Here is a 19,319-nt window from a genome sequence, read left to right as displayed (position 1 = left end):
GAAAAGGACCGCCATGGCATTCGACCTGCGCCGCCTCACGCCGCCGCCCCTGCCTTCGCCCGGCCCGGGATTCCTGGCCGAAATTTTGCGCGCCCTGCCCCTTTGGGCCCTGACCTCCGAGCAAAAGGAGTTGCGCCTGTCGCTGTGCGGCCTGCTCATCGGCCAGGGAAATCCCGCCTGCCTGGCCGCCGCCCAGGCACTGCTCGCCCTGGCCTTCCAGGAAGACCCCTTTGACGCGGCCAGCACCGCCCTGCTCGAAAGCGTCGAGGCCAGCCACCCCTTTCTTCCGCCCCGGGCCGTGGCCGTCCTCCGGCTGGTCCGGACCGCGCCGGCCCCGGCCGCGTCCCCGGAAGCGGACGTTTCCTTCGAAGCCATACGCGCCAGCGGCGACATCGAGCTCGTCGTCCGCTACCTGGAGATCGCGGCCAGGGACAGGCACCACGCCCTGGCCCGGCTGGCCCCGGCCTTTGCCGCGCTCTGCCGCCTGCCGGACGCCGACACGGCCGCGCGCCTCCTCGCCGCCTTCGCCCCGCACCTGCCGCCGCCGCTTTTCGCCCGGCTGTCGGCCGAACTGGCCTGCCTGCGCCTGCCGCCGGCAGACGCCCTGGACCGGATCCGCGCCCTCGACGGCGAGGCCTGGGGCCTCTTTGCGGCCATCGCCGCCTCCCACTGCCTGGAACGGCTCGGCGACCGCGACGGAGCCTTGGCCGCCTGCCTCGCCGCCCGAACCTCCCTCCCCCACCACGTCAACCTGACCCTTCGTGCCTGCGAACTGTCCCGGCCGCTCCCGATCCCGCCCGCGCCCGGGCCAAACGAGGCGGCGGTCTGCCTCTATTCCATGAACAAGGCCGAACTCTTTCGCGAGTGTCTGGCCCATCTCGCCGCCACGGACCTCGGCCACAGCCTTGTCGCGGTCCTGGACAACGGCTCCACGGACCACACCGCCGAGGTGGTGGCCCAGGCGGCCGGGCGCTTCCCGGAAGGTCGCTTCCTGTCCGTGCGCCTGCCCGTCAACGTGGGCGCGCCCGGGGCCCGCAACTGGCTCCTGTCCCTGCCCGAAGTCAAAGCCCATCGCCACGTCGCCTTTCTGGACGACGACGCCTTCCCGGAACACGACTGGCTGGCCCGGCTCCTCGAAACCGCCCGCAACCATCCCACGGCCGGCACCGTCGGCTGCGCCATCGTGGACAAGGGCGCCCCGCGCGACCACCAGTCCGCCGACTTCAACCTCTTTCCCCCGGAACTCGGCACGCCGAGCCTGCCCGAAACCAAGGAACGGCTGTTTATCTGCGAACCCTGCCGGGGGGCCCCGGATTTCGGCCTTTACGCCTACACCCGCGCCTGTCTGTCCGTCTCGGGCTGCTGTCATCTGCTCCCGCACCGCACCATCGAGACCGTCGGCGGGTTCGACATCCGCTACAACCCCACCCAGTTCGACGACCTCGACCGCGACATCCGCTCGTTTCTGGCCGGGGCCCCCTGCGTCTATGACGGCACGGTCCGGGTCGGCCACAAGCAGGGCTCAAGCCTGGCCCTGGCCGAAACCCCGGCCCAGGTGGCCCATATCGTCGGCAACAAGATCAAGCTCGAATACGGCGTGTCCGACGCCGACGCCGACCGGCTGTGGCGGGAGAATTTGGAGCTGCTCGGGCGGGAATTGCTGGAAAAGGACAAGGCGCTGGCAGAGGTCGCAAGGGAAAAGATGCCTCCGGCGGCCGGGAGGGGATGATCCCCTCCCGGACCCTCCTCACTCGGGATTTGGACAGATGGAAGCGACGGCGGAGGCGGGCGGGCCTGCGGCGCCACCCCGACCACGACCACCCGCCACCCGCTTACCTATCCCCCTTCCAGGGGGTCCGGGGGGGATGATCCCCCCCGGCGCCGGAGGCATCTTCCTCTTCCCCTTCCGCTACTTCTGCTCCCACTCGCCGGCCAGCCGGGCCAGCTCGGCCGGAGGCAGGCTCGGGGTGTCGTAGCGGCCGGCGGCGTGGCGCTGGCGGAAGCCTTCGTAGAGGATGACGGCGGCGGCCACGGAGACGTTGAGGCTTTGCACCATGCCCTGCATGGGGATATAGAGCGCGCCGTCGACATGCGGCGCGAGGTCCTCGTCCACGCCCCGGTGCTCGTTGCCGAGGATGATGGCCACCTTGCCGGTCAGGTCCCAGTCCTGGAGGGGCCGGGCGGTTTCGCTGCAAAGGGTGGCCACCAGGGTATAGCCCTGGCCCTTGAGGCTTGCGGCCAGGGAGGCGGCGTCGGGATGCCGGATGGTCTCGACCCATTTCTTGGCCGAGCCCGAGGATTTCTTGCCGAGGGCCGGGAAGGCCGTGTCGGTATAGAGCAGGTGGACCCGATGGATGCCGAACGCGTCGCAGCTTCGTAAGATGGCCGACACGTTGTGCGGATCATGGATGTTGTTTATGACCAGGGTCAGATCGGTCTGGCGTCTGGACAGGACGTCGCGGATGCGGCCGACCCGTCGTTCGGTGATGCAAGTTCGCATGGCCGTGGCACATAGGCCAAAGCCCGTCCCGGCGCAAGGCCGAAGGAGAATACGTATGGGCAAGATGACCGCCCCGGCCGTGGCCGCGGCCAAGGGGACGCGCAGGATCACGGTCCTGACCGCCTACGACTATGCCGCCGCCCGGCTGGCCGAAGCCGCCGGCATCGACGTGCTTTTGGTCGGCGACTCCCTGGCCATGGTGGTCCTTGGCCACGAGGACACGTTGTCCGTGACCATGGAGGAGATGCTCCACCATGTGCGGGCCGTGGCCCGGGGGGCCGAAAAGGCGCTGGTCGTGGCCGACATGCCGTTTCTGTCCTACCAGGTTTCCGTGGCCGAGGCCGTGGCCAATGCCGGGCGGTTTCTGAAGGAAGGCCGGGCCGGCGCGGTCAAGCTCGAAGGCGGACGCGAGGTGGTGCCGCAGGTCCGGGCCATTGTGGCGGCCGGCATTCCGGTCCTCGGCCATGTGGGCCTGACCCCGCAGCACGTGGCGGCCCTGGGCGGCTTCCGGGTCCAGTCCAAGACGGCCGAGGCGGCGGCAAAGCTTTTGGAAGACGCCCTGGCCCTGGCCGAGGCCGGATGTTTCGGCGTGGTGCTCGAGTGCATCCCCGGGCCCGTGGCCGCAAGGGTGACCCGGGCCCTGCCCGTGCCGACCATCGGCATCGGGGCCGGGCCGGACTGCGACGGACAGGTGCTGGTCTTTCACGACGTGCTTGGCCTCTACGACCGGCTGCGCCCGAGGTTCGTCAAGCAATACGCCGAACTGGGGCAACAGGCGGTCGAGGCGTTGACGCAGTATGCCGATGCGGTTAGAAACTTGGATTTTCCGGGACCGGAGCACACGTTTCCCATGGATCCAGAGGCCCTGGCCGCGTTTCTCGCCCTGGCCGCGACCGGCACAGCCGACGCGGATACCCCGGAAAGTTCCAACATCTGAGCCCGCCGCTTCACGCGTTACGGCCTTCCTCATGAGCGGTGCATGAAAAACAAGCAATACGACGACGACGTCCGGGAATTCATTGCCCTGCAAAACGGGATTTTCCTGGTCGTCAGCAACGACGCCCTGTTCAACAAGAACCTTCGGGGCACATTGCTGCGCCATCTGACGATCAAGGATGAATGCGTCACCAACGTCTTCACCATCGAAACCCTGCACAAGGAAATCAAGCTCCAGCGCTCGAAAGGCCACAAGCTCCTGATCTTCATTGAACGGGAACTCAACGGCCGGAATACCTCCGACCTCATCCGCTATCTCAAGACCGACTACAACAACGAACTGTTCGTCGTGGTTCTGACCACGGAAGTGGAACGGGACAAGCTGGTGCTCCTCCACGAGCTTGGCGCGGACAACATCATCACCAAGCCCATTTCCCCGGACACGCTGATCGAAAAGATCGCCTTCACGGTCAAGCCGCGCGGCCAGATCGGCGAGCTCATGGACAAGGGCCGCCAGTTCCTTGACACCGGCAATCCGCTCGAGGCCGCCAGGACCGCCAAGCAGGTCCTGGAGATGAAGCCCAACAGCCCCTCGGGACTCCTGCTCATGGGCGACGCCCTGCGCGGCATGGGCAAGCGGGAGGAGGCCTTGCGCGCCTACACCCAGGCCGAGAAAGGGGCCAGGCTGTTCCTGGATCCGCTCAAAAAGATCGCCTCCCTGCACCACGAGGAAGGCAACACCGCCGAAGAGATCAAGTTCCTCGAACGGCTCGACAAGCTCTCTCCGCTCAATGTGGACCGCAAGGTCGACATTGGCACGGGGTATATCAAGCTCGGAGACGTGGACAAGGCCAAGGCCGCCTTTGACCAGGCCGTCAGGATCGCCACCAAGGAGGCTCTCGACGCCGTCAGCCGGGTCACCCAGTCCATCGCCGCCCGGTGCATGGAATCCGCGCCCGAACTGTCCGAGCAGTACCTGCGGCAAACCTTGAATACCCGCAAGAACATGCTCGACCGGTCGGACATCGAGACGTTCAACCGGCTGGGACTTATGCTGCGCCGCCAGGGCAAATGGCAGGAAGCCATCATCGAATATAGAAAGGCGCTTAAGATCTCTCCGGATGACGGGGGACTTTTCTACAACATCGCCATGGCCTTCACCGAGGGCCGGCAGTATATCGAGGCCTACCAGTACCTGGACCGCTCCCTGACCCTCAACCCCGATCTGTGGCGCACGGGCGAGGCCGTCTGCTACAACATCGCTACGGTCTTTCGCCGCTACGGCAAAAAAGATCCGGCCATCGACTACCTCAAAAAAGCCCTGGAACTCAATCCCGACTACACCAAGGCCAAGGCTCTGCTGGAGGAGATCGGCAACGGAAGCTGATATCCGGGCGCAAGCCCTTGCCGGCGCGGCCGGCTGGGCGCGTCGCGTTCCCCTGTTGCCGTAAAGCTCCGCCTTCTGACTTCAACCGGCTGCCACGCCAAAGCTGCATCCTTCATGCTCACCTACCCCAGAATCGATCCCGTGGCCGTGAGCCTCGGCCCCCTGCACGTGCGTTGGTACGGCCTCATGTACCTGATCGGCTTTTGCGCGGCCTGGATCCTTGGCCGCTTGCGGGCCGGACGGCCGGGCTCGGGCTGGACGGGCTTGCAAGTCGACGACCTGGTCACCTATTCGGTCCTCGGCGTGGTGGTCGGCGGCCGGGTCGGGTATGTCCTTTTCTACGACCTGCCGGGCCTGCTCGCCGATCCGCTGTCCGTTTTCATGGTCTGGCAGGGCGGGATGTCCTTTCACGGCGGCTTTCTCGGCATGCTCGCGGTCTTTTGGTACCTGGGGAAAAAGACCGGCAAGGGATTCTGGGGCGTGGCCGATTTCACCGCGCCCCTCATCGCGCCCGGCATCCTGGCCGGCCGGATCGGCAATTTCATCAACGGCGAGCTGTGGGGAAAGGTGTCCGACGTGCCCTGGGCCATGGTCTTTCCCGATCCCAGGGCCGGGCTCCAGCCGCGCCACCCGTCCCAGCTGTACGAGGCGGGCCTGGAAGGCCTGGCTCTCTTTCTCCTCGTGTGGTTCTATTCCGCCAGGCCGCGCAAGACCGGGGCCGTGTCGGGCATGTTTTGCCTCTGGTATGGCATCTTCCGGTTCAGCCTGGAATTCGTGCGCCTGCCCGACCCCCAGCTCGGCTACCTGGCCTTCGGCTGGTTGACCATGGGCCAGATCCTGAGCGTTCCGGTCATGGCCATGGGCGTCTGGCTGCTGTGGTTGCGCACGGTCCCGGCCCCGGCCGGCCGGCCTATTCCCGGTGGAGCGGAATGAGCACGAACTCGCCGCACAGTTCCTCGGCCTGGGTCTCCGGCCACACGGCCACATAGGTCTTGCCGCGCGCCTGCTCGACCGGCGCCGTGGCCGGCGAAGGCGCGTGGCGCTTGCAATAGCCCCATTCCCCGGTGAGCATCTCCTCGGGCGGACAGTACCGGTGTTCGGCCGGGATGGGGCCTTTCCAGTACCGGCACATCCTGCATTTCTGCTTCATGACCTCTGCCTGACCATTACCGGGCAGCCTTGACAGGCAGCCCCGGCACCTTGATTTCATAGACATTGGGCCAGCGTTTGCCCGTCACCCAGATCCGGCCCGTCGCCGGATCATAGGCTATGCCGTTTAAGACGTTGTCGAGGTCGGCCGCGGTTACGCCCGGACGAAGCGAAGCGCAATCCACCCAGGCCAGGACCCGGCCCGAAGCCGGATCGATGACCGCGATGCGGGAATCGCCCCAGACATTGGCCCAGATGGTCCCGGCCACGGCCTCGAGTTCGTTTAAAAGGGGCACCGGCGCGCCGTCGTCGGTGACGGCCACCTCGCCCCGCGCCGTCATGTCCTTGGGATCGTAGAAGACGAGCCGGTCGGACCCGTCGCTGACCACGAGCGCCCCGTCCAGGCTGCAAGCGCCCCAGCCCTCGGTCGGCAACGGCAGTTCCCCGGCCGGCCGGAGATCGGACGGCTCGGCAACAAGGACCCGCCGCTCCCGCCAGGTGAGTTGGTAGAGCCGGCCGCCGACCAGGGCCAGACCTTCGCCGAAATATTGCGTCGCCAGCGCCCGCCTGGCCAGGACCCGGCCGGTGGCCGGATCGACCCGGCGCAGGGACGAGCGGCCGTAGAGGCCCGTGCTTTCGTAGAAAACGTCCTTGTGAAAGAGCAGGCCCTGGGTGAAGGCGGCGGCATCGTGGGGCAGGGCGGCCACACGCTCGGCCGCGAGGACCGGGGCCCCGGCCCGGGCCGAAGCAGGCGCGCACCACACCGCCGCCAGGAGGGCCCAGGCGACGAAAACCCGTTTCAAGCCAAACCTTGCCATGCCCTTCCCGCCCTTCGGACGCATCCCGGCCAAAGGCCCTATTTTGGGTCAGACCGATTATTTTCCATTATCTCAATTTGTTACCATATCCAGGCCGGCGTTGCAAGAAAGGCGAGGCCACGAAAAAGGCGCCACATCTTTACCCGCCGCGCCCTTCGTGCCAGAAGTGTCCCATGAAAGACATCCTGCTTTTTCTGGCCATCGTCGTCGCCTGGTTCGCCATCGTCCGTTTCGTCTTCCCGAGGCTCGGCATCCGGGGCTGAGGCGTGGACACGGGGTGCGGTCCGCACCCCCGCGACTCCGGCCGTTCCCCGGATGCGGCCGACTCCGGCGACAGGGACGCGAAACCCCCTAAAAACTGATCTTGAGGCCCAGGTTGCCGCCGAGGCCATCGAATCCTTTGTCGGCAATCGAGCCCAGGTGTTCGTAGCGGCCGGCGGCTTTCAGGCTGACGGTCTTGCTGAGGGGCACCGAGCCGCCAAGCTCGGGCCCTTTGTCGCGCACCTTGTCCCTTTCCGTGGGCAGGGCCTTGTCGTCAACCACCCCGCCCCCGCCGACGCCCAGGGAAGGGGCCTCCGCAGTCGGACGCACGGATTGCCGGCGGGCCATGCTGTCGCTGACATAGGGATCGACCCTGCGACCGCCGGTCCGGGCCGTGTCGTCCTTTCGAGGACTGACGGGTGCGCCGATGCCGCCCCGAGGCTCCATGGGGGTCTTGCCCGTGGCTTTTTCCTGGGCCGGGGCCGTGCCGACGTGGAGGAGCAGGGCTCCGGTTGCGGCCATAAGGGCGAGTGTGCGCTTCATGCCACCCTCCGAAGGGCGCTCCGGCCGGCGGGCCGGGGTCAGTGCATCAGGGACTTGGCGCCGACGGTCTTTCGCGTCGTCGCCGCCTGGGCCGGTTGCTCGCGTTCGAGGATCACGGCCGTGCCGTAGCAGGAAAAATACCGCGATCCGTCCGGGTGGAAGGCCACGTTCTCCTGGTAGCCGATGATGGCGTCGGCCCCGATGTCCAGGGCGCTGGCGGTCAGGCCGTAGAAGGCGCATTCGGAGTCGAATCCCCGGCCGCTGACCAGGCCGAGCACCTTGCGGATCTTGCGCCCGTCGAGCACGGGTGTGGTCACCACCGGAAACTTGCCGGAAAAAAAGAGCTCCTTGGCGTTCTTGAGCCGCGCGCCCTTCTTGAGCTCCTCGTGGCGTCCCCGCGCTTTCTTGTCGCCCCCGGTGAAAAATGAAAGCATGCCATCCTCCTTTGTGTGCCCGCCGGCCGGACTGCCGGCGGCGTCCCCCGCTCCTGGCTTTTTTCTCTTAGCAAGGAGCCTGCCAAGAATTTTATCAAATTATTTCAAGATATTTAGGATACAGCAGCCGGCCTCGTCAAAATAACGACAGTCCGGGTCCCTTCCCTGGCGCCCTGGCAGGGGAGTCGGATCGTATCCGATTCCCGTTCCGCCTCCTGGGGCGGGCCGCACGCGATCGGGCCGGGACGTCGGCCTGACCGCGACGGGCAGGCTGGCGTACCGCCCACAGCGGGGGGCCACGTGGTTTGATCGACGGGATCGGCCGGGGGACCGTCCAGGACGGTCGGGAACGCGGGCGGGGAAAAAGCGGGCTTGCGACCAAGGGATTTCACGTTCGTTGCGGTCACGGCAACGGGTGGAGAAATCCTGGAGACGGTTGAAGGTGGCTCCCGGGGCAACCGTCGCCTGTCCGGCCGCCTGCCTTCGGGCTGCCCTGCCCATGAAAAAGCCGGACCCGAAGGCCCGGCCGCAAAAGAGCGCCAGAGGGGGCGCGGCTCAGCCGGCCTTGTCCAGGTAGCGGCGCACGGCGGGATTGGGCCGGACACTCGTGCGGTAGCCGGAAAGGCGCTGGTTCTCCTGCTTGGCCCGTTGCAGATCGTCTTGCAGGTCGGCGTGGAGACGCCTGGCTTCGGTCGTCAGCTGGCCTTGCAGGTTCTTGAGCTTCAAAAGCTTGTCCCGAAGCTGGCCAATGCTCTCCGGGTCGGCGGAACGCCACGCCATTTCCAGCAGCCGGCCACGGTCCTTGGCCAGGAGTTCAGCCTCCTCGATTTCGCCCGCAAGGAGGCAATGGAGTTCGCGTTCACCAGCAACCAAAGCCGCTTCGAGATATTCAAGCTTGTCGGACATGGCGTTATTCCTTGTCGTTTTCCCGGAAGCTCTCCTGCAACTCGGCAATGACGGTCTTCCAGCGGGTCATGGCCGGAACGAACTCGTATTCGAGCAGGTCGGCAAGCAGGATCCAGTCCTCGTTTTCGAGCACTTCCACCATCTCGGAGAAGAGATTGGAGATCTCGTCCGCCGAGGCGTCAAAGGCCGCCGTGCCCTTGGCCACGGACTCGCCGCGCAGCACGCCGATCATGTTGAGGAAGTCCCGGGTGACGTCCATCAGGTCCTGGTAGACTTCCAGGGCCTCGGCATCGTCGGCCTGGCGGAAAAGTTCGGCCACGCGCCGCGCGCCCTGGTCCATCAAGAGGACCACCTTGTTGAGCTCGACGGTGATGTCGAGGGCCATGTCGGCCACGGGCACGCTTTTCACCTCGACGGACTTGATCTCGTCGATCTCGATGTCCTCGGCCTGGTGCGGGTAGATTTCCGAAAAGCTTTCGTTGTTGACGAACACGTCGGTCACGACGCGTCCCTCGAGCTCGCCCCCGCCCATGATCTGGAGCAGGATTTCCTCGAGGTTTTGAAACTGGTTGATGTCCATGCCGGTTTCCCGGCCGTCCACGCTTATCATGTCGCGCCTCCCTCTGGAGTTGTTGTCGGAGGGGAAAGGATTTCCATTCCCACCCCTCGTTATTCAACAACCATGCCAAAGGTCAGGAACGGTCGAGACAGGCGGCCAGGGCGGCGACGCAGGCGGCGTAACGGCGGATGCGGCCAAGGAGGGCCGGCAGGTCCGGGGAGGCCTGCTGGGCCTCGTGCATCCAAAGGCGGCCAAGGACGCCGAGGTATGGCGAGCCTGTCCAAAGGCCCCGAATCCGCTCCCAGGTGGCCAGGAAACGGGCTTTCATGGCCTGGTTGCGGGCCGCGAGCCCGGCCTGCCCTTCGAGCAGGCGCAGGAGTTCGGCGGACTGGCCAAGGAGCGTGGCCAGTGCTTGCCGTGTGTCCCCAGGGAGCGGCGGCAAGGCCGGCAGGCCGGAATCCGGCTCGCCAAACGGCTTTTCGTCAAGGAATTGACGAAGGACCCGGCGCAGGACCCGCAGCCAGACCGCCCGGGCCTCGGCGTCGTGGCCGGAAAGCGAAACCATGTCCATGAAGCCCGACGTGTCAAAGGCCGACAGCCAGGCCCGGGCCCCGGGATAGGCCCCGGCCGCAAACCGGCCCGTGTCGCAAAATTCGCTGACGACCCGGGACACGGTCTCCGGCCCGATGGCCGAGAGGCAGGCGTTGCCGATGGGACAGGCCACGCCAAAGGCGCAGGGATGGCAGGCCATGTCCGGCTCCAGGCACAGGCACCCTTCCCGATAGGGACCGGTGTCAAAGGGCTGGGCCGTGGCCAGGAAGATGGAAACCGACGGGACGTCCAGGCCGGCGGCCAGATGGAGGGTGCCGGTGTCGTTGGTCACGAGGAGCCGCAGCCGGCACAGGACCGCCGCCAGCCCCGGCAGGTCCGTGGCCCCGATCAGGTCCACGGCCGGGGCCGGGCAGGCTTGCCGGTAGCTCGCGGCCAGCCCGGTCTCGCCCGGACCGCCTAAAAGGACCGGCACGGCCCGGTACCGTTCCCAGAGCATCTCCCCGACCTGGCCAAAGGCAGCCACGGGCCACTGCCTGGCCGCGGCGCTGGCCCCGAGCTGAAAGCCCACGAAAAAGGCGGCGTCCGGCGGCGCGCCGGCAGCGAGGCGTTCCCCGGCCGCCTGAAGCGCCGCCGCCTCGGGCCGGCGCAGGGCAAACCGGCCCGGCCCGTTGCCGACGCCGGCCGCCTTGCGGAAAAGATCCACGACATTGAAGGGACTGAGCCCCCGGTTGGCCGAGGAGGCCTCGAGAAAGGTGGCCCAGGGCGAGGATTCGTGACGAAACCCGAAAGGATCGAGGCTGAACCCGAGCACGTCCTCGCCGCAAAGCCGCCGGGCGAGCAGGCGCGCGGCCAGGGCCGGGGTCAGGTTGACCACGGCCTCGGGCGCGAAATCCCGGACCACCCGGTCGACGAATCCATCGACAGCCGCCAAGGCCTCGGGCCAGTTCCCCTCCAGGCCGGCCAGCATCCGGGCCCCGGGCAGGGGCAGGATCAGGGAGGCCTCGGGCAGCAGGGCCGCGGCCCCGGCAAAATTTTCCAGGCAGGCCACTGCAACCTCGTGGCCGGCGCCGGCCAGTTCGGCCAGGGTGGGCTGCGATTGCAGCAGATCGCCAAACCGGGTCAAATTTTGTAACACGATCCTCATGGCCGCTCCATGACGGCAACCTGCGTTCGGCTGCAATTTTTTCAAACATCCGCATGACTTGTTGGCCTGCCTCGGACATGGTACCAAGAGCTCGGAGCATACGGGCGGCCCCGCCGCCCCGAGATCCCCATGAGCATCCCCCTCGAAGACACCGACCTGACCGCCAAAGCCCTGGAACTGGAACGTTTCCTTCCCCATGGCCGACAGACGGACTTTCGTCGGCTGGTGGACGACCTGCTGGCGTCGCGGGCCTGCTTCGACCGGGAAAAGGCCGATCTGGTCGCCGAGGTCCGCCTCCACGCCGCCGAGTCCCTGCGCCTGCGCGAGCGCCTGCGCCGACAGGCCGGCCAGATGGAGCGGCTCCAGGACATCTTTCGGGCCAACGATCAGGCTTTTTGCACCTTCCGGGCCGCCCTCACCCTGTCACGGCAGTTGCGCCATCTGTCCGACCTGCCGGACATCCTGGACCGGCTGGCCCGGGCCATGGGCGTGCCCGCCCTCGCCTGCCTGCTCTCCCGCGAGGATTTCGAGGCCTACGTGCCGGCGGCCTATCCCTGCCCGTCCCAAACGGCCCTGGTTGCGGCCCTTCGTTCCCTGCCCCGCGCCCCCGCCAGTGAACGGACGGTCCACGTCGGCCCTGTGGCCGCCCTGGCCGATCCGGGCTTCTTCTTCCCGCCGGCCCTTTTCGCCGCCTGCCCCGAGCTTTCGGATGGTTCGTGCTTCATCGCGCCGCTGCACGACAAATACCGGCCCGACCGGCGCATCGGGGCCCTGGCCCTGGCCGATCCGGACCCCGGCCGCTACACGGCCGAGAAGGGCACGGATTTTCTCGAGCATTTCTGCGAGGTTTTGGCTGGCGATCTGCTGCACGTCAAGATCCACGAAGAACTCTCCCGCCAGCGAGACTCCGACGAACTGACCGGCATCCCCAACCGAGCCTCCCTGCGCCGCAACGCACCCTCGCTCCTGTCCCTGGCCGAACGCAGGGGCAGCCCGGCCGCGCTTCTTTTTTGCGACCTCGACCGGTTCAAGGCCGTCAACGACCTCTTTGGCCATGAAAAAGGCGACGCGGTGCTGTGCGACGTGGCCCGGGCCATGGCCGGCCGGATCCGGGCCTACGACATGCTGGCCCGGCTCGGCGGCGACGAGTTCGTGGTGCTGATGCCCGATGCCGGGAACCACGAGGCGGCCGTCATGGCCAAACGGCTGCGGGCCTGCGTGGCCCAGGTGGCCCGGGACCGGGAACTTTCCGGCGCCCCCGGCCTGTCCGTCTCCATCGGCGTGGCCATGCACGTGCCGGGCCAGTCCATCGACGATCTGATCCGCCGGGCCGACGAGGCCATGTACGCCGACAAACGCGCCGAGAACGGCGCGTAACTTCCCTCCGGAGCCCACACCATGCGCCACGCCCGCCTCCTCCGCCTCCTCCTGGCCCTTGCCGCGGCCTGCCTCACGGCCCATCCCGGACCCGCTGCCGCCGCCTCGCGCGCCCCGGCCCTGCTTGCGGCCATGACGCTTGAGGAAAAAGTCGGCCAGGTCTTCATGGTCTGGTTCGAAGGCCCGGACGTCTCGCCCGAGACCGCCGCCCTCATCCGGGACCGCCGCCTTGGCGGCGTCATCCTCTACGCCAATGCCGGCAACATCGAGACCCCGGCCCAGGTGGCCCGCCTGACCGCGGCGCTCCAAGCCACGGCGGCGGACACGCCGCAAGGGCTTGGCCTGCTTGTCGGCGTGGACCAGGAAGGCGGCCCGGTGGCCAGGCTGCGCCGGGGATTTACCGTCTTTCCGAGCCAGATGGCCCAGGCGGCGGCCGGCCGGGCCGACCTCGTCCGGCAGGCCGCCGCCGCCACGGGCCGGGAGCTTCTGGCCGTCGGCATCAACACCGATTTCGCGCCGGTCGCCGACGTCAACGTCAACCCGGCCAACCCCGTGATCGGCATCCGTTCCTTCGGGGCCAACCCGGCCGACGTGGCCCGCTTCACGGCCGCGGCCACGGCCGGGTACGCAAGCGTGGGGGCCATATGCACGCCCAAGCATTTCCCCGGGCACGGGGACACGGCCGTGGACTCCCATGTCGGCCTCCCCCGGGTGGACCACGACGCCGCCACCCTCTCCCGGGTCGATTTCCCGCCGTTCCGGGCGGCCTTTGCGGCCGGTGCCCCGGCGGTCATGACCGCCCATGTCCTGACCCCGGACCTGGAGCCGGACAACCTTCCCGCCACGCTGTCCCGGCGGATGCTCTCCGGCGTCCTGCGGGGCCGGCTCGGGTTCGACGGGGTGATCTTCACCGATTCGCTTGGCATGGGGGCCGTGGCCGCCACCTACGGCACGGCCGAAGCCGCGGTCATGGCCCTGGCCGCCGGGGCCGACGTCCTGCTTGTCGGCGCGGACGCCGGGCGTCCGGCGTCCGAGCGCCTGGAGGCCATGGACCGGGTGCTGCTCGCGGTCCGGACCGGCCGGGTGCCCGTAAATCGTCTGGACGCGGCGGTCCTTCGCGTGTTGCGCTTAAAGGAGCGGTTCGGGCTTTTGCGCGCCGCCGCCCTGGACACCCCGGCCACGGACCTCCAAGACCGGCTGGCCACGCCGGCCGGCGCCGCCCTGGCCCGGCGCATCGCGGCCCGGGCCCTGACCGCTTTCGGACCGACCGCCCCGGCCCTGCCCCTCACCGCCGATGCCGGCACCCTGATCGTGCGCCCACGACTCGGCCGGGAGGCCACCGACACCGAGGCCGAAGCCGGCCTTGCCGCCTTAAACGGCCCGCAAACGCTTTTTCTCCCCGCCGATCCCGATGCCGGGGCCATTGCCGATGCCGTGGGCAAAGCCCGGGACGCCCGCCGCGTGGTGCTTCTGGTCACCGACGCCCGAAACAGGGAAGGCCAACGCCGTCTGGCCAGTGCCCTGGCCGGGGAAGAACCCCAGCGGCTGGTCCTGGTCGCGGCCGAGTCGCCCTACGACCTGCCGCTCCTGCCGCCGGCCGGAGCGAGGCTCGCCACCTACGGCGAGACCCCGGCCGGCCTCGACGCTCTCTGGAAAGCCCTTCTGGCGCCGTACCGCTTCAGCGGACGGTCTCCGGCGGGCCGGCTCGCCGGTTCCGAAACGTTGCCCTGAAAAACGCCGCGCGCCGCCCTTCCCGTAAGGATCGCTTCCGCAAAGGGCATCGATGCATTGACGTTGCCTGATGATTAGTTTCCAATGGCGAAAAACGAATTGGAGCGATGACATGAACGACAGGAATCTTCCGCCCTCTCCCGGCCTTCTCTGTCTCGCCCTGGGCATCCTTTGCGGCATTTGCATCATCGTCTCCAGTCTGCTCGGCAACATTCTCGTCGGCATCGCCCTGGCCGTCGCGGCCTGCGGCGTCGCATGGCTCGCCGCCCGGCGCATCAACGGCCCTGTCCGCGAACTGTTCTTCGGATTCCAAAAGATGAACGTCGACCACCGGGCCTATCTTCTGGACGACGTGCTGTCCTGGAAGGCGCTCGGGCCGCTCGGCGAACAGGCAAGCGAAGTCCTGGCCTTCAACATGCAGCGCCGGGAATACTATCGCAGCGCCATCCTGGCCGTGGGCACGCCGTTTTTGATCTGCAACAAGAGCGGGGTCATCACCCATGCCAGCCAGGCCCTGGCCGCCCTGCTGCGCAAAAACGAAAGCGCCATCATCGGCAAGACGGTCAGCCAGGCCTTCTACAACAAGGACGGCACCTCGGTGACGGAGAAGGTCCTGGCCGACGGCGTGAGCCAACTGGCCGAACGGGATCTCACCCTGTGGGACGGCCGCACCCTCTCCTGCCAGTTTTCCGTGGACTGCTTTCGCGGCATCAAGGGCGACGTCCTCGGGGCGGTGACCTGCCTGGCCGACCTGTCCACGGTGCGCGAACAGCAGCGGCAGATCGAAGACGGGCAGGCCGCCCTCCGAAACCTCGGTGGCGACATCAACGAACTGGCCCAACGCGTGGCCTCGGCCTCGGAGGAACTGTCGGCCTCCTCCGACGAACAGGCCCGCGGCGCCGAGCAGCAGAAACAGCAGTCCGCAGCCGTGGCCACGGCCATGGAAGAGATGGCGGCGACCGTCATGGAAGTGGCCAGGAACGCGGGCCAGACTTCCGAAGCCGCAACCGGAGCCAACCACGCCGCCGAGGCCGGGGCCACCGATGTCCGCGAGGCGGTTGTCGGCATCACGGCCGTGGCCGAATCAACGGGCAAACTCGGCCAGGTGCTGGCGGCCCTGGACGGACAGGCCGGGGAGATCGGCCGCATCATCGGCGTCATCAACGACATCGCCGACCAGACCAACCTCTTGGCCTTAAATGCCGCCATCGAGGCGGCCCGGGCCGGCGAGGCGGGACGGGGATTCGCCGTGGTCGCCGACGAAGTCCGGAAGCTGGCCGAAAAGACCATGACCGCCACCAAGGAAGTGGAGAACTCCATCCACCAGATCCAGGACGGTTCCCGACACGCCGTGGCCTCCATGCACGAAACCGAAACCCGGGTGGCCGACAGCACCGAAGCCACCCGCAAGGCCGGCCAGGCGCTCGAACGCATCATGACGCGCATCCACGAGGTGACGGGGCAGGTGACCCAGATCGCCACGGCCGCCGAGCAGCAGTCGGCGGCCGCCGAAGAGATCAACCGCAACATCGAGGTCATCGCCCGCGTGGCCAACGAAGCCGACGAAGGGGCCGTCCAGACCGCCCAGGCCACCCGGGAACTGGCCGAACTGGCCCAGTCCCTGCTCGGCCTGGCCGGCACCTTCGCCGACCGGCACGAACAGGACGTGAAGCTGCGCACCTCCCAGGCGAACATGAAGGGCATCTTGCCCAAACTCATGCAGGAATGCATCCACGACCACTTCGGCGCCGCGGTCTATGAAGGCATGCAGCAGGAAATGGGCTACCCGACCTTCCTGCCCACCCAGAACTATCCGGACCAGGTCTTGCGGCAGATGGCCGAGATCGTGGCCGAAAAGACCGGCACTTCGATTCCGGAAGTCTTCCTGGCTCTTGGCCGCTTTACCATCAAAGGGTTCCACAAGCACTACCCCCACTCCTTCAAAGTGAAAAATCTCAAGGACTTCTACCTGACGATGAACGACACCCACGCCCGGCTGACCAAGGACATGCCCGGCCTGCAGCCGCCCCGGTTCACCTACGAGGACAAGGGGGACAGGCTCGTCATGACCTACCACTCCACGCGCGGCTATCCGGAATACTTCGAAGGCATCCTGCGCGGCGCGGCCGAGTATTTCAGGGAACCGGCCGCCATCACCGTCTCCTCCGTGGACAGGCAGACGGCCAGGGCGGAAATCGTCTTCCAGGCCCTGGCCGGCGGACGGCCCAAAGCCCTTGGCGCCTGATCGACAAAGGACCCGGCAGGGACGCGGCCGGCAGGCAGGCGAGGCGTGGCCGTGCCCCTGACCGTCGCCTGGTACGGTTTCGACGACCCGGCCTACGCCTGCGCCCGGCTGCGCGTGCTGGAACCGGCCAACGCCCTTGGCCCTGCGGTGCGGCTCCTGGCCGGGGCCGTGCCCCACGGACCCGGCCACCGGGTCCGCACCGACATCCTGGACGCGGCCGACTTGCTGCTCATCCAGCGGTATTTCCCGAGCCCGGCCACGGCCCCGGTCCTGGAGGCCGTTTTCGCCTCGGGAAAGCCGGTGGTCTACGACACCGACGACGACTGGACCGCCGTCCCGCCGGACCACCCCTTCGCCCCCCGCATGGCCGGGATCCTGCCCCACATCCTGGAGACCGCCCGCCGGGCCGACTGCGTCACGGTCAGTACAACGGTCCTGGCCGCAGTGTTTCGTCCCCTCAATCCCCGGGTGCGGGTGGTGCGAAACTTCCTGCCCGACGCCTTGTGGCGGCCGGTCCCGCCGCCGGACCGGCCTGTCGTGGCCGTGGGCCTGGCCGGGACGCCCTCCCACGGGCCGGACCTGGCCCCGCTGGCGTCCGCCTTGTCGGGTCTGGCAGGCACCCTGGGCGAGCACGTCCGGTTCGTCTTTTTCGGCTGCACGCCTCCCGCCGGGACCTTTCCCGGCGCAACCACCCTTCCCTTTACCCCGGACTACGCCGCCTATGCCGCCAGGCTCCCCCGCCTCGGCTGCGGCGTGGGCCTGGCCCCCCTGGCCGACACGCCCTTCAACCGGGCCAAAAGCCCCATGAAGTGGATGGAATACGCGGCCGCCGGCATGGCCGGCGTCTTTGCCGACCTGCCGCCCTACCGGGAGGTGGTGGAGCCGGGCGTGACGGGACTGCTTGCCGGTCCGGACCCGGCCGCCTGGCACGAGGCCGTCTCGCGCCTCGTGTGCGACGCCGCCCTTCGCCGGCGCATGGCCGGCCGGGCCATGGAGGCCGTGGCCGCCGGGCACCTGCTTTCGGCCGGCGCCAGGGAGTATCTGGACGCCTGGACGCGGGTCGCCGCAGGAGAACCCCTGTGAACCGTTCCCCCTGGCCCGAGGCCATGGACATGCCCCTCCCGCTGTGCGACCTGCTTTTGGCCGGCACCGTCGGCCGGGAGCACCTCCTTCGGGCCGCCGGCATGGCCGGGAAAGCCCTGGCCGCAGCCTGTCCGGCCGACCGGGCCCTGTGGCAGCGGCGGCGGCTGTCGCTTCTGGCCGCCGCCCTGGAGGAGGATTCCCTCTTCGGCCCGACGGCCGTGGCCCTGCTCGAGGCGGCGGGGGCCCTTCCCGGCTCCCCGCCGGCCCTGGATCCGGCCTTTGCCGCCCTGGCCGCGGAAACGGTCCGCCTCTTCCGCGTCCCGGACAACACGGCCTACTACCAGCGGCTCGTGACTTCGGGCGACACGGACCGGCAGCGCCGGTACCTCGAAAACGAGTGCCACACCGGCCGCCATGGCCTGTTCTGGCTCCACGTGGCCCTGCGCCAGGCCGTCCTCGACCGGAACTTCGACCGGGGCGAGGCGCTTCTCAAAGCCGCCCTGCCCCCGTCCCTGGCCGGTCTCGGCCACAAGCTGGCCGGTGACCTGGCCCTGGTCTCGGGCCGGCCGGCCCTGGCCCTGGCCCGGTACGAGCAGGCCCACGCCCTGGCCCCCTGGCCGTCCGGGCTTTTCCGCCTCGGCCTGGCCGCCTGGCAATCGGGCGACCGGGACCTGGCCAGGCGCCGCCTGGCCGCCATCCTTGCCGCCATGCCCGAGCACGTCTCGGCCGGCCTCGCCCTCTACGACATGGCGACCGGACGCGACAGGGCGACCGCCCGCCTGCCCGGTTCCCTGGCCATAGCACTCTACACCTACAACAAGGGCCGGGACCTGGACCTGACCCTGGGCTCGCTATTCGCCTCGGACATCGGCCCCGCCCGGGTGGTGGCGCTCGATAACGCCGCCACCGACGATACGCCGGATATCCTGGCCGGCTGGCGGGATCGCGTCGGGCCCGGACGGCTGTCGGTCATCCGCCTGCCAGTCAACATCGGGGCCCCGGCGGCCCGCAACTGGCTGGCGGCCGATCCGCGCGTCAGGGAGGCCGACTTCGTGGCCTATCTCGATGACGATGTGGATCTGCCGGCGGACTGGCTCTCCCGGCTGGCCGCGGCCCGAGAGGCCTATCCCGAGGCCGGCGTCTGGGGCTGCCGTGTGGCGGACGCGCAAAACCCGGCCATCGCCCAGGGCGTGGACACCATGCCCGTGCCCGCTCGACAGGGGGACGGCGAACCAATGGCCTGGGATTTCAGCGACGCCCACGCCGAGGCTTTTGACGCGGGCGCCTTCGCCCACATGCGGCCCTGTCTCTCGGTCATGGGCTGCTGCCACCTGTTCCGGCGGGAACGGCTCGCCCAGGCCGGCGGTTTCGACATCCGCTATTCGCCGTCCCAGTACGACGACGTGGACCACGACCTGCGCCTGGTCCTGTCCGGGCACCCGCCGGTCTACCAGGGCCATCTGGCCGTGGGGCACCGCCGTCCGGCCCCGGTTTTCGTCCCGCCGCGCCCGGACCAGCTGGCCGGCGGCCAGGCCAACCGCCGGAAACTTTTGGCCAAACACCGGGACCGCTCCGAAGAACTGGCGACCGGGCTGCGCGAGGCAACGCTTGGGGATCTGACGGAAAAATGGCGATTCCTGGCCGAGGTCGGCCTCTTGGCGCAGACGTCCTAGCGGACGGGAAGAGGGCGACGG

General features: G+C 68.2%; 17 protein-coding genes. 9 read left to right on the top strand and 8 right to left on the bottom strand.

All coding sequences use genetic code 11. From position 1 onward, the window contains the following. Positions 1 to 13 precede the first annotated feature (13 nt). Complete coding sequence (locus DFW101_RS02495; protein ID WP_009179958.1) at positions 14 to 1,729, top strand: glycosyltransferase family 2 protein; 1,716 nt, start codon at positions 14 to 16, stop codon at positions 1,727 to 1,729. A gap of 180 nt (positions 1,730 to 1,909) precedes the next feature. On the opposite strand, the gene DFW101_RS02490 is transcribed toward DFW101_RS02495, so the two are convergent. Next, positions 1,910 to 2,500: a TrmH family RNA methyltransferase gene (locus tag DFW101_RS02490; RefSeq protein ID WP_009179957.1), complete on the bottom strand. Its 591-nt coding sequence runs from the start codon at positions 2,498 to 2,500 to the stop codon at positions 1,910 to 1,912. Between the two features lie 55 nt (positions 2,501 to 2,555). Between DFW101_RS02490 and panB the strand changes: the two genes are divergently transcribed. The 3 genes from panB to lgt all read left to right on the top strand — a co-directional run bounded on the left by panB (position 2,556) and on the right by lgt (position 5,756). Beyond that, a complete protein-coding gene (gene panB, locus DFW101_RS02485) occupies positions 2,556 to 3,437 on the top strand; it encodes a 3-methyl-2-oxobutanoate hydroxymethyltransferase (RefSeq protein WP_009179956.1) in 882 nt (293 codons plus the stop codon). Between the two features lie 42 nt (positions 3,438 to 3,479). Next, complete coding sequence (locus tag DFW101_RS02480) at positions 3,480 to 4,823, top strand: tetratricopeptide repeat protein (protein WP_009179955.1); 1,344 nt, start codon at positions 3,480 to 3,482, stop codon at positions 4,821 to 4,823. 114 nt (positions 4,824 to 4,937) lie between these two features. Beyond that, entirely contained in the window at positions 4,938 to 5,756 is an 819-nt protein-coding gene (gene lgt, locus DFW101_RS02475) for a prolipoprotein diacylglyceryl transferase (RefSeq protein WP_009179954.1), read from the top strand. Here the strand turns inward: lgt and DFW101_RS02470 are convergent. The 7 genes from DFW101_RS02470 to DFW101_RS02440 all read right to left on the bottom strand — a co-directional run bounded on the left by DFW101_RS02470 (position 5,734) and on the right by DFW101_RS02440 (position 11,189). Next, the gene (locus tag DFW101_RS02470) at positions 5,734 to 5,973 is read right to left on the bottom strand and encodes a hypothetical protein (RefSeq protein ID WP_009179953.1); all 240 of its coding nucleotides are present in this window, start codon (positions 5,971 to 5,973) and stop codon (positions 5,734 to 5,736) included. The two genes, lgt and DFW101_RS02470, sit on opposite strands and share 23 nt — an antisense overlap. Before the next feature lie 16 nt (positions 5,974 to 5,989). Further along, on the bottom strand, positions 5,990 to 6,790 hold the full coding sequence (locus DFW101_RS02465; protein ID WP_009179952.1) for a glutaminyl-peptide cyclotransferase: 801 nt from the start codon (positions 6,788 to 6,790) through the stop codon (positions 5,990 to 5,992). 351 nt (positions 6,791 to 7,141) lie between these two features. Further along, positions 7,142 to 7,594 carry a hypothetical protein gene (locus DFW101_RS02460; protein ID WP_009179951.1) on the bottom strand — a complete coding sequence of 151 codons (453 nt, stop codon included), beginning with the start codon at positions 7,592 to 7,594 and terminating at the stop codon, positions 7,142 to 7,144. 38 nt (positions 7,595 to 7,632) lie between these two features. Next, positions 7,633 to 8,028: a hypothetical protein gene (locus tag DFW101_RS02455; protein ID WP_009179950.1), complete on the bottom strand. Its 396-nt coding sequence runs from the start codon at positions 8,026 to 8,028 to the stop codon at positions 7,633 to 7,635. A gap of 555 nt (positions 8,029 to 8,583) precedes the next feature. Continuing rightward, positions 8,584 to 8,934 carry a hypothetical protein gene (locus tag DFW101_RS02450; protein ID WP_009179949.1) on the bottom strand — a complete coding sequence of 117 codons (351 nt, stop codon included), beginning with the start codon at positions 8,932 to 8,934 and terminating at the stop codon, positions 8,584 to 8,586. A gap of 4 nt (positions 8,935 to 8,938) precedes the next feature. Further along, a complete protein-coding gene (locus DFW101_RS02445; RefSeq protein WP_009179948.1) occupies positions 8,939 to 9,544 on the bottom strand; it encodes a DUF8043 domain-containing protein in 606 nt (201 codons plus the stop codon). Between the two features lie 82 nt (positions 9,545 to 9,626). Then, entirely contained in the window at positions 9,627 to 11,189 is a 1,563-nt protein-coding gene (locus DFW101_RS02440; RefSeq protein ID WP_009179947.1) for a glycosyltransferase family 9 protein, read from the bottom strand. A 129-nt stretch (positions 11,190 to 11,318) separates the two neighbouring features. Here DFW101_RS02440 and DFW101_RS02435 point away from each other — a divergent pair, with 129 nt between their 5' ends. From DFW101_RS02435 to DFW101_RS20130, 5 genes are all read left to right on the top strand, one after another. After that, a complete protein-coding gene (locus tag DFW101_RS02435) occupies positions 11,319 to 12,566 on the top strand; it encodes a GGDEF domain-containing protein (RefSeq protein WP_009179946.1) in 1,248 nt (415 codons plus the stop codon). Between the two features lie 21 nt (positions 12,567 to 12,587). Next, a complete protein-coding gene (gene nagZ / locus DFW101_RS02430; protein WP_009179945.1) occupies positions 12,588 to 14,297 on the top strand; it encodes a beta-N-acetylhexosaminidase in 1,710 nt (569 codons plus the stop codon). 112 nt (positions 14,298 to 14,409) lie between these two features. After that, the gene (locus tag DFW101_RS02425; RefSeq protein ID WP_009179944.1) at positions 14,410 to 16,542 is read left to right on the top strand and encodes a methyl-accepting chemotaxis protein; all 2,133 of its coding nucleotides are present in this window, start codon (positions 14,410 to 14,412) and stop codon (positions 16,540 to 16,542) included. 51 nt (positions 16,543 to 16,593) lie between these two features. Further along, complete coding sequence (locus DFW101_RS02420) at positions 16,594 to 17,625, top strand: glycosyltransferase family protein (RefSeq protein ID WP_009179943.1); 1,032 nt, start codon at positions 16,594 to 16,596, stop codon at positions 17,623 to 17,625. Then, the gene (locus tag DFW101_RS20130; RefSeq protein ID WP_009179942.1) at positions 17,622 to 19,298 is read left to right on the top strand and encodes a glycosyltransferase; all 1,677 of its coding nucleotides are present in this window, start codon (positions 17,622 to 17,624) and stop codon (positions 19,296 to 19,298) included. The genes DFW101_RS02420 and DFW101_RS20130 overlap by 4 nt, the downstream gene beginning before the upstream one ends. The last annotated feature ends 21 nt before the right edge of the window (positions 19,299 to 19,319 follow it).

The sequence above is a fragment of the Solidesulfovibrio carbinoliphilus subsp. oakridgensis genome (assembly GCF_000177215.2).
Lineage (GTDB): Bacteria > Desulfobacterota > Desulfovibrionia > Desulfovibrionales > Desulfovibrionaceae > Solidesulfovibrio > Solidesulfovibrio carbinoliphilus.
Note: the sequence above shows the minus strand (reverse complement) of the source record. Positions and strands in the feature narration are given on the sequence as shown.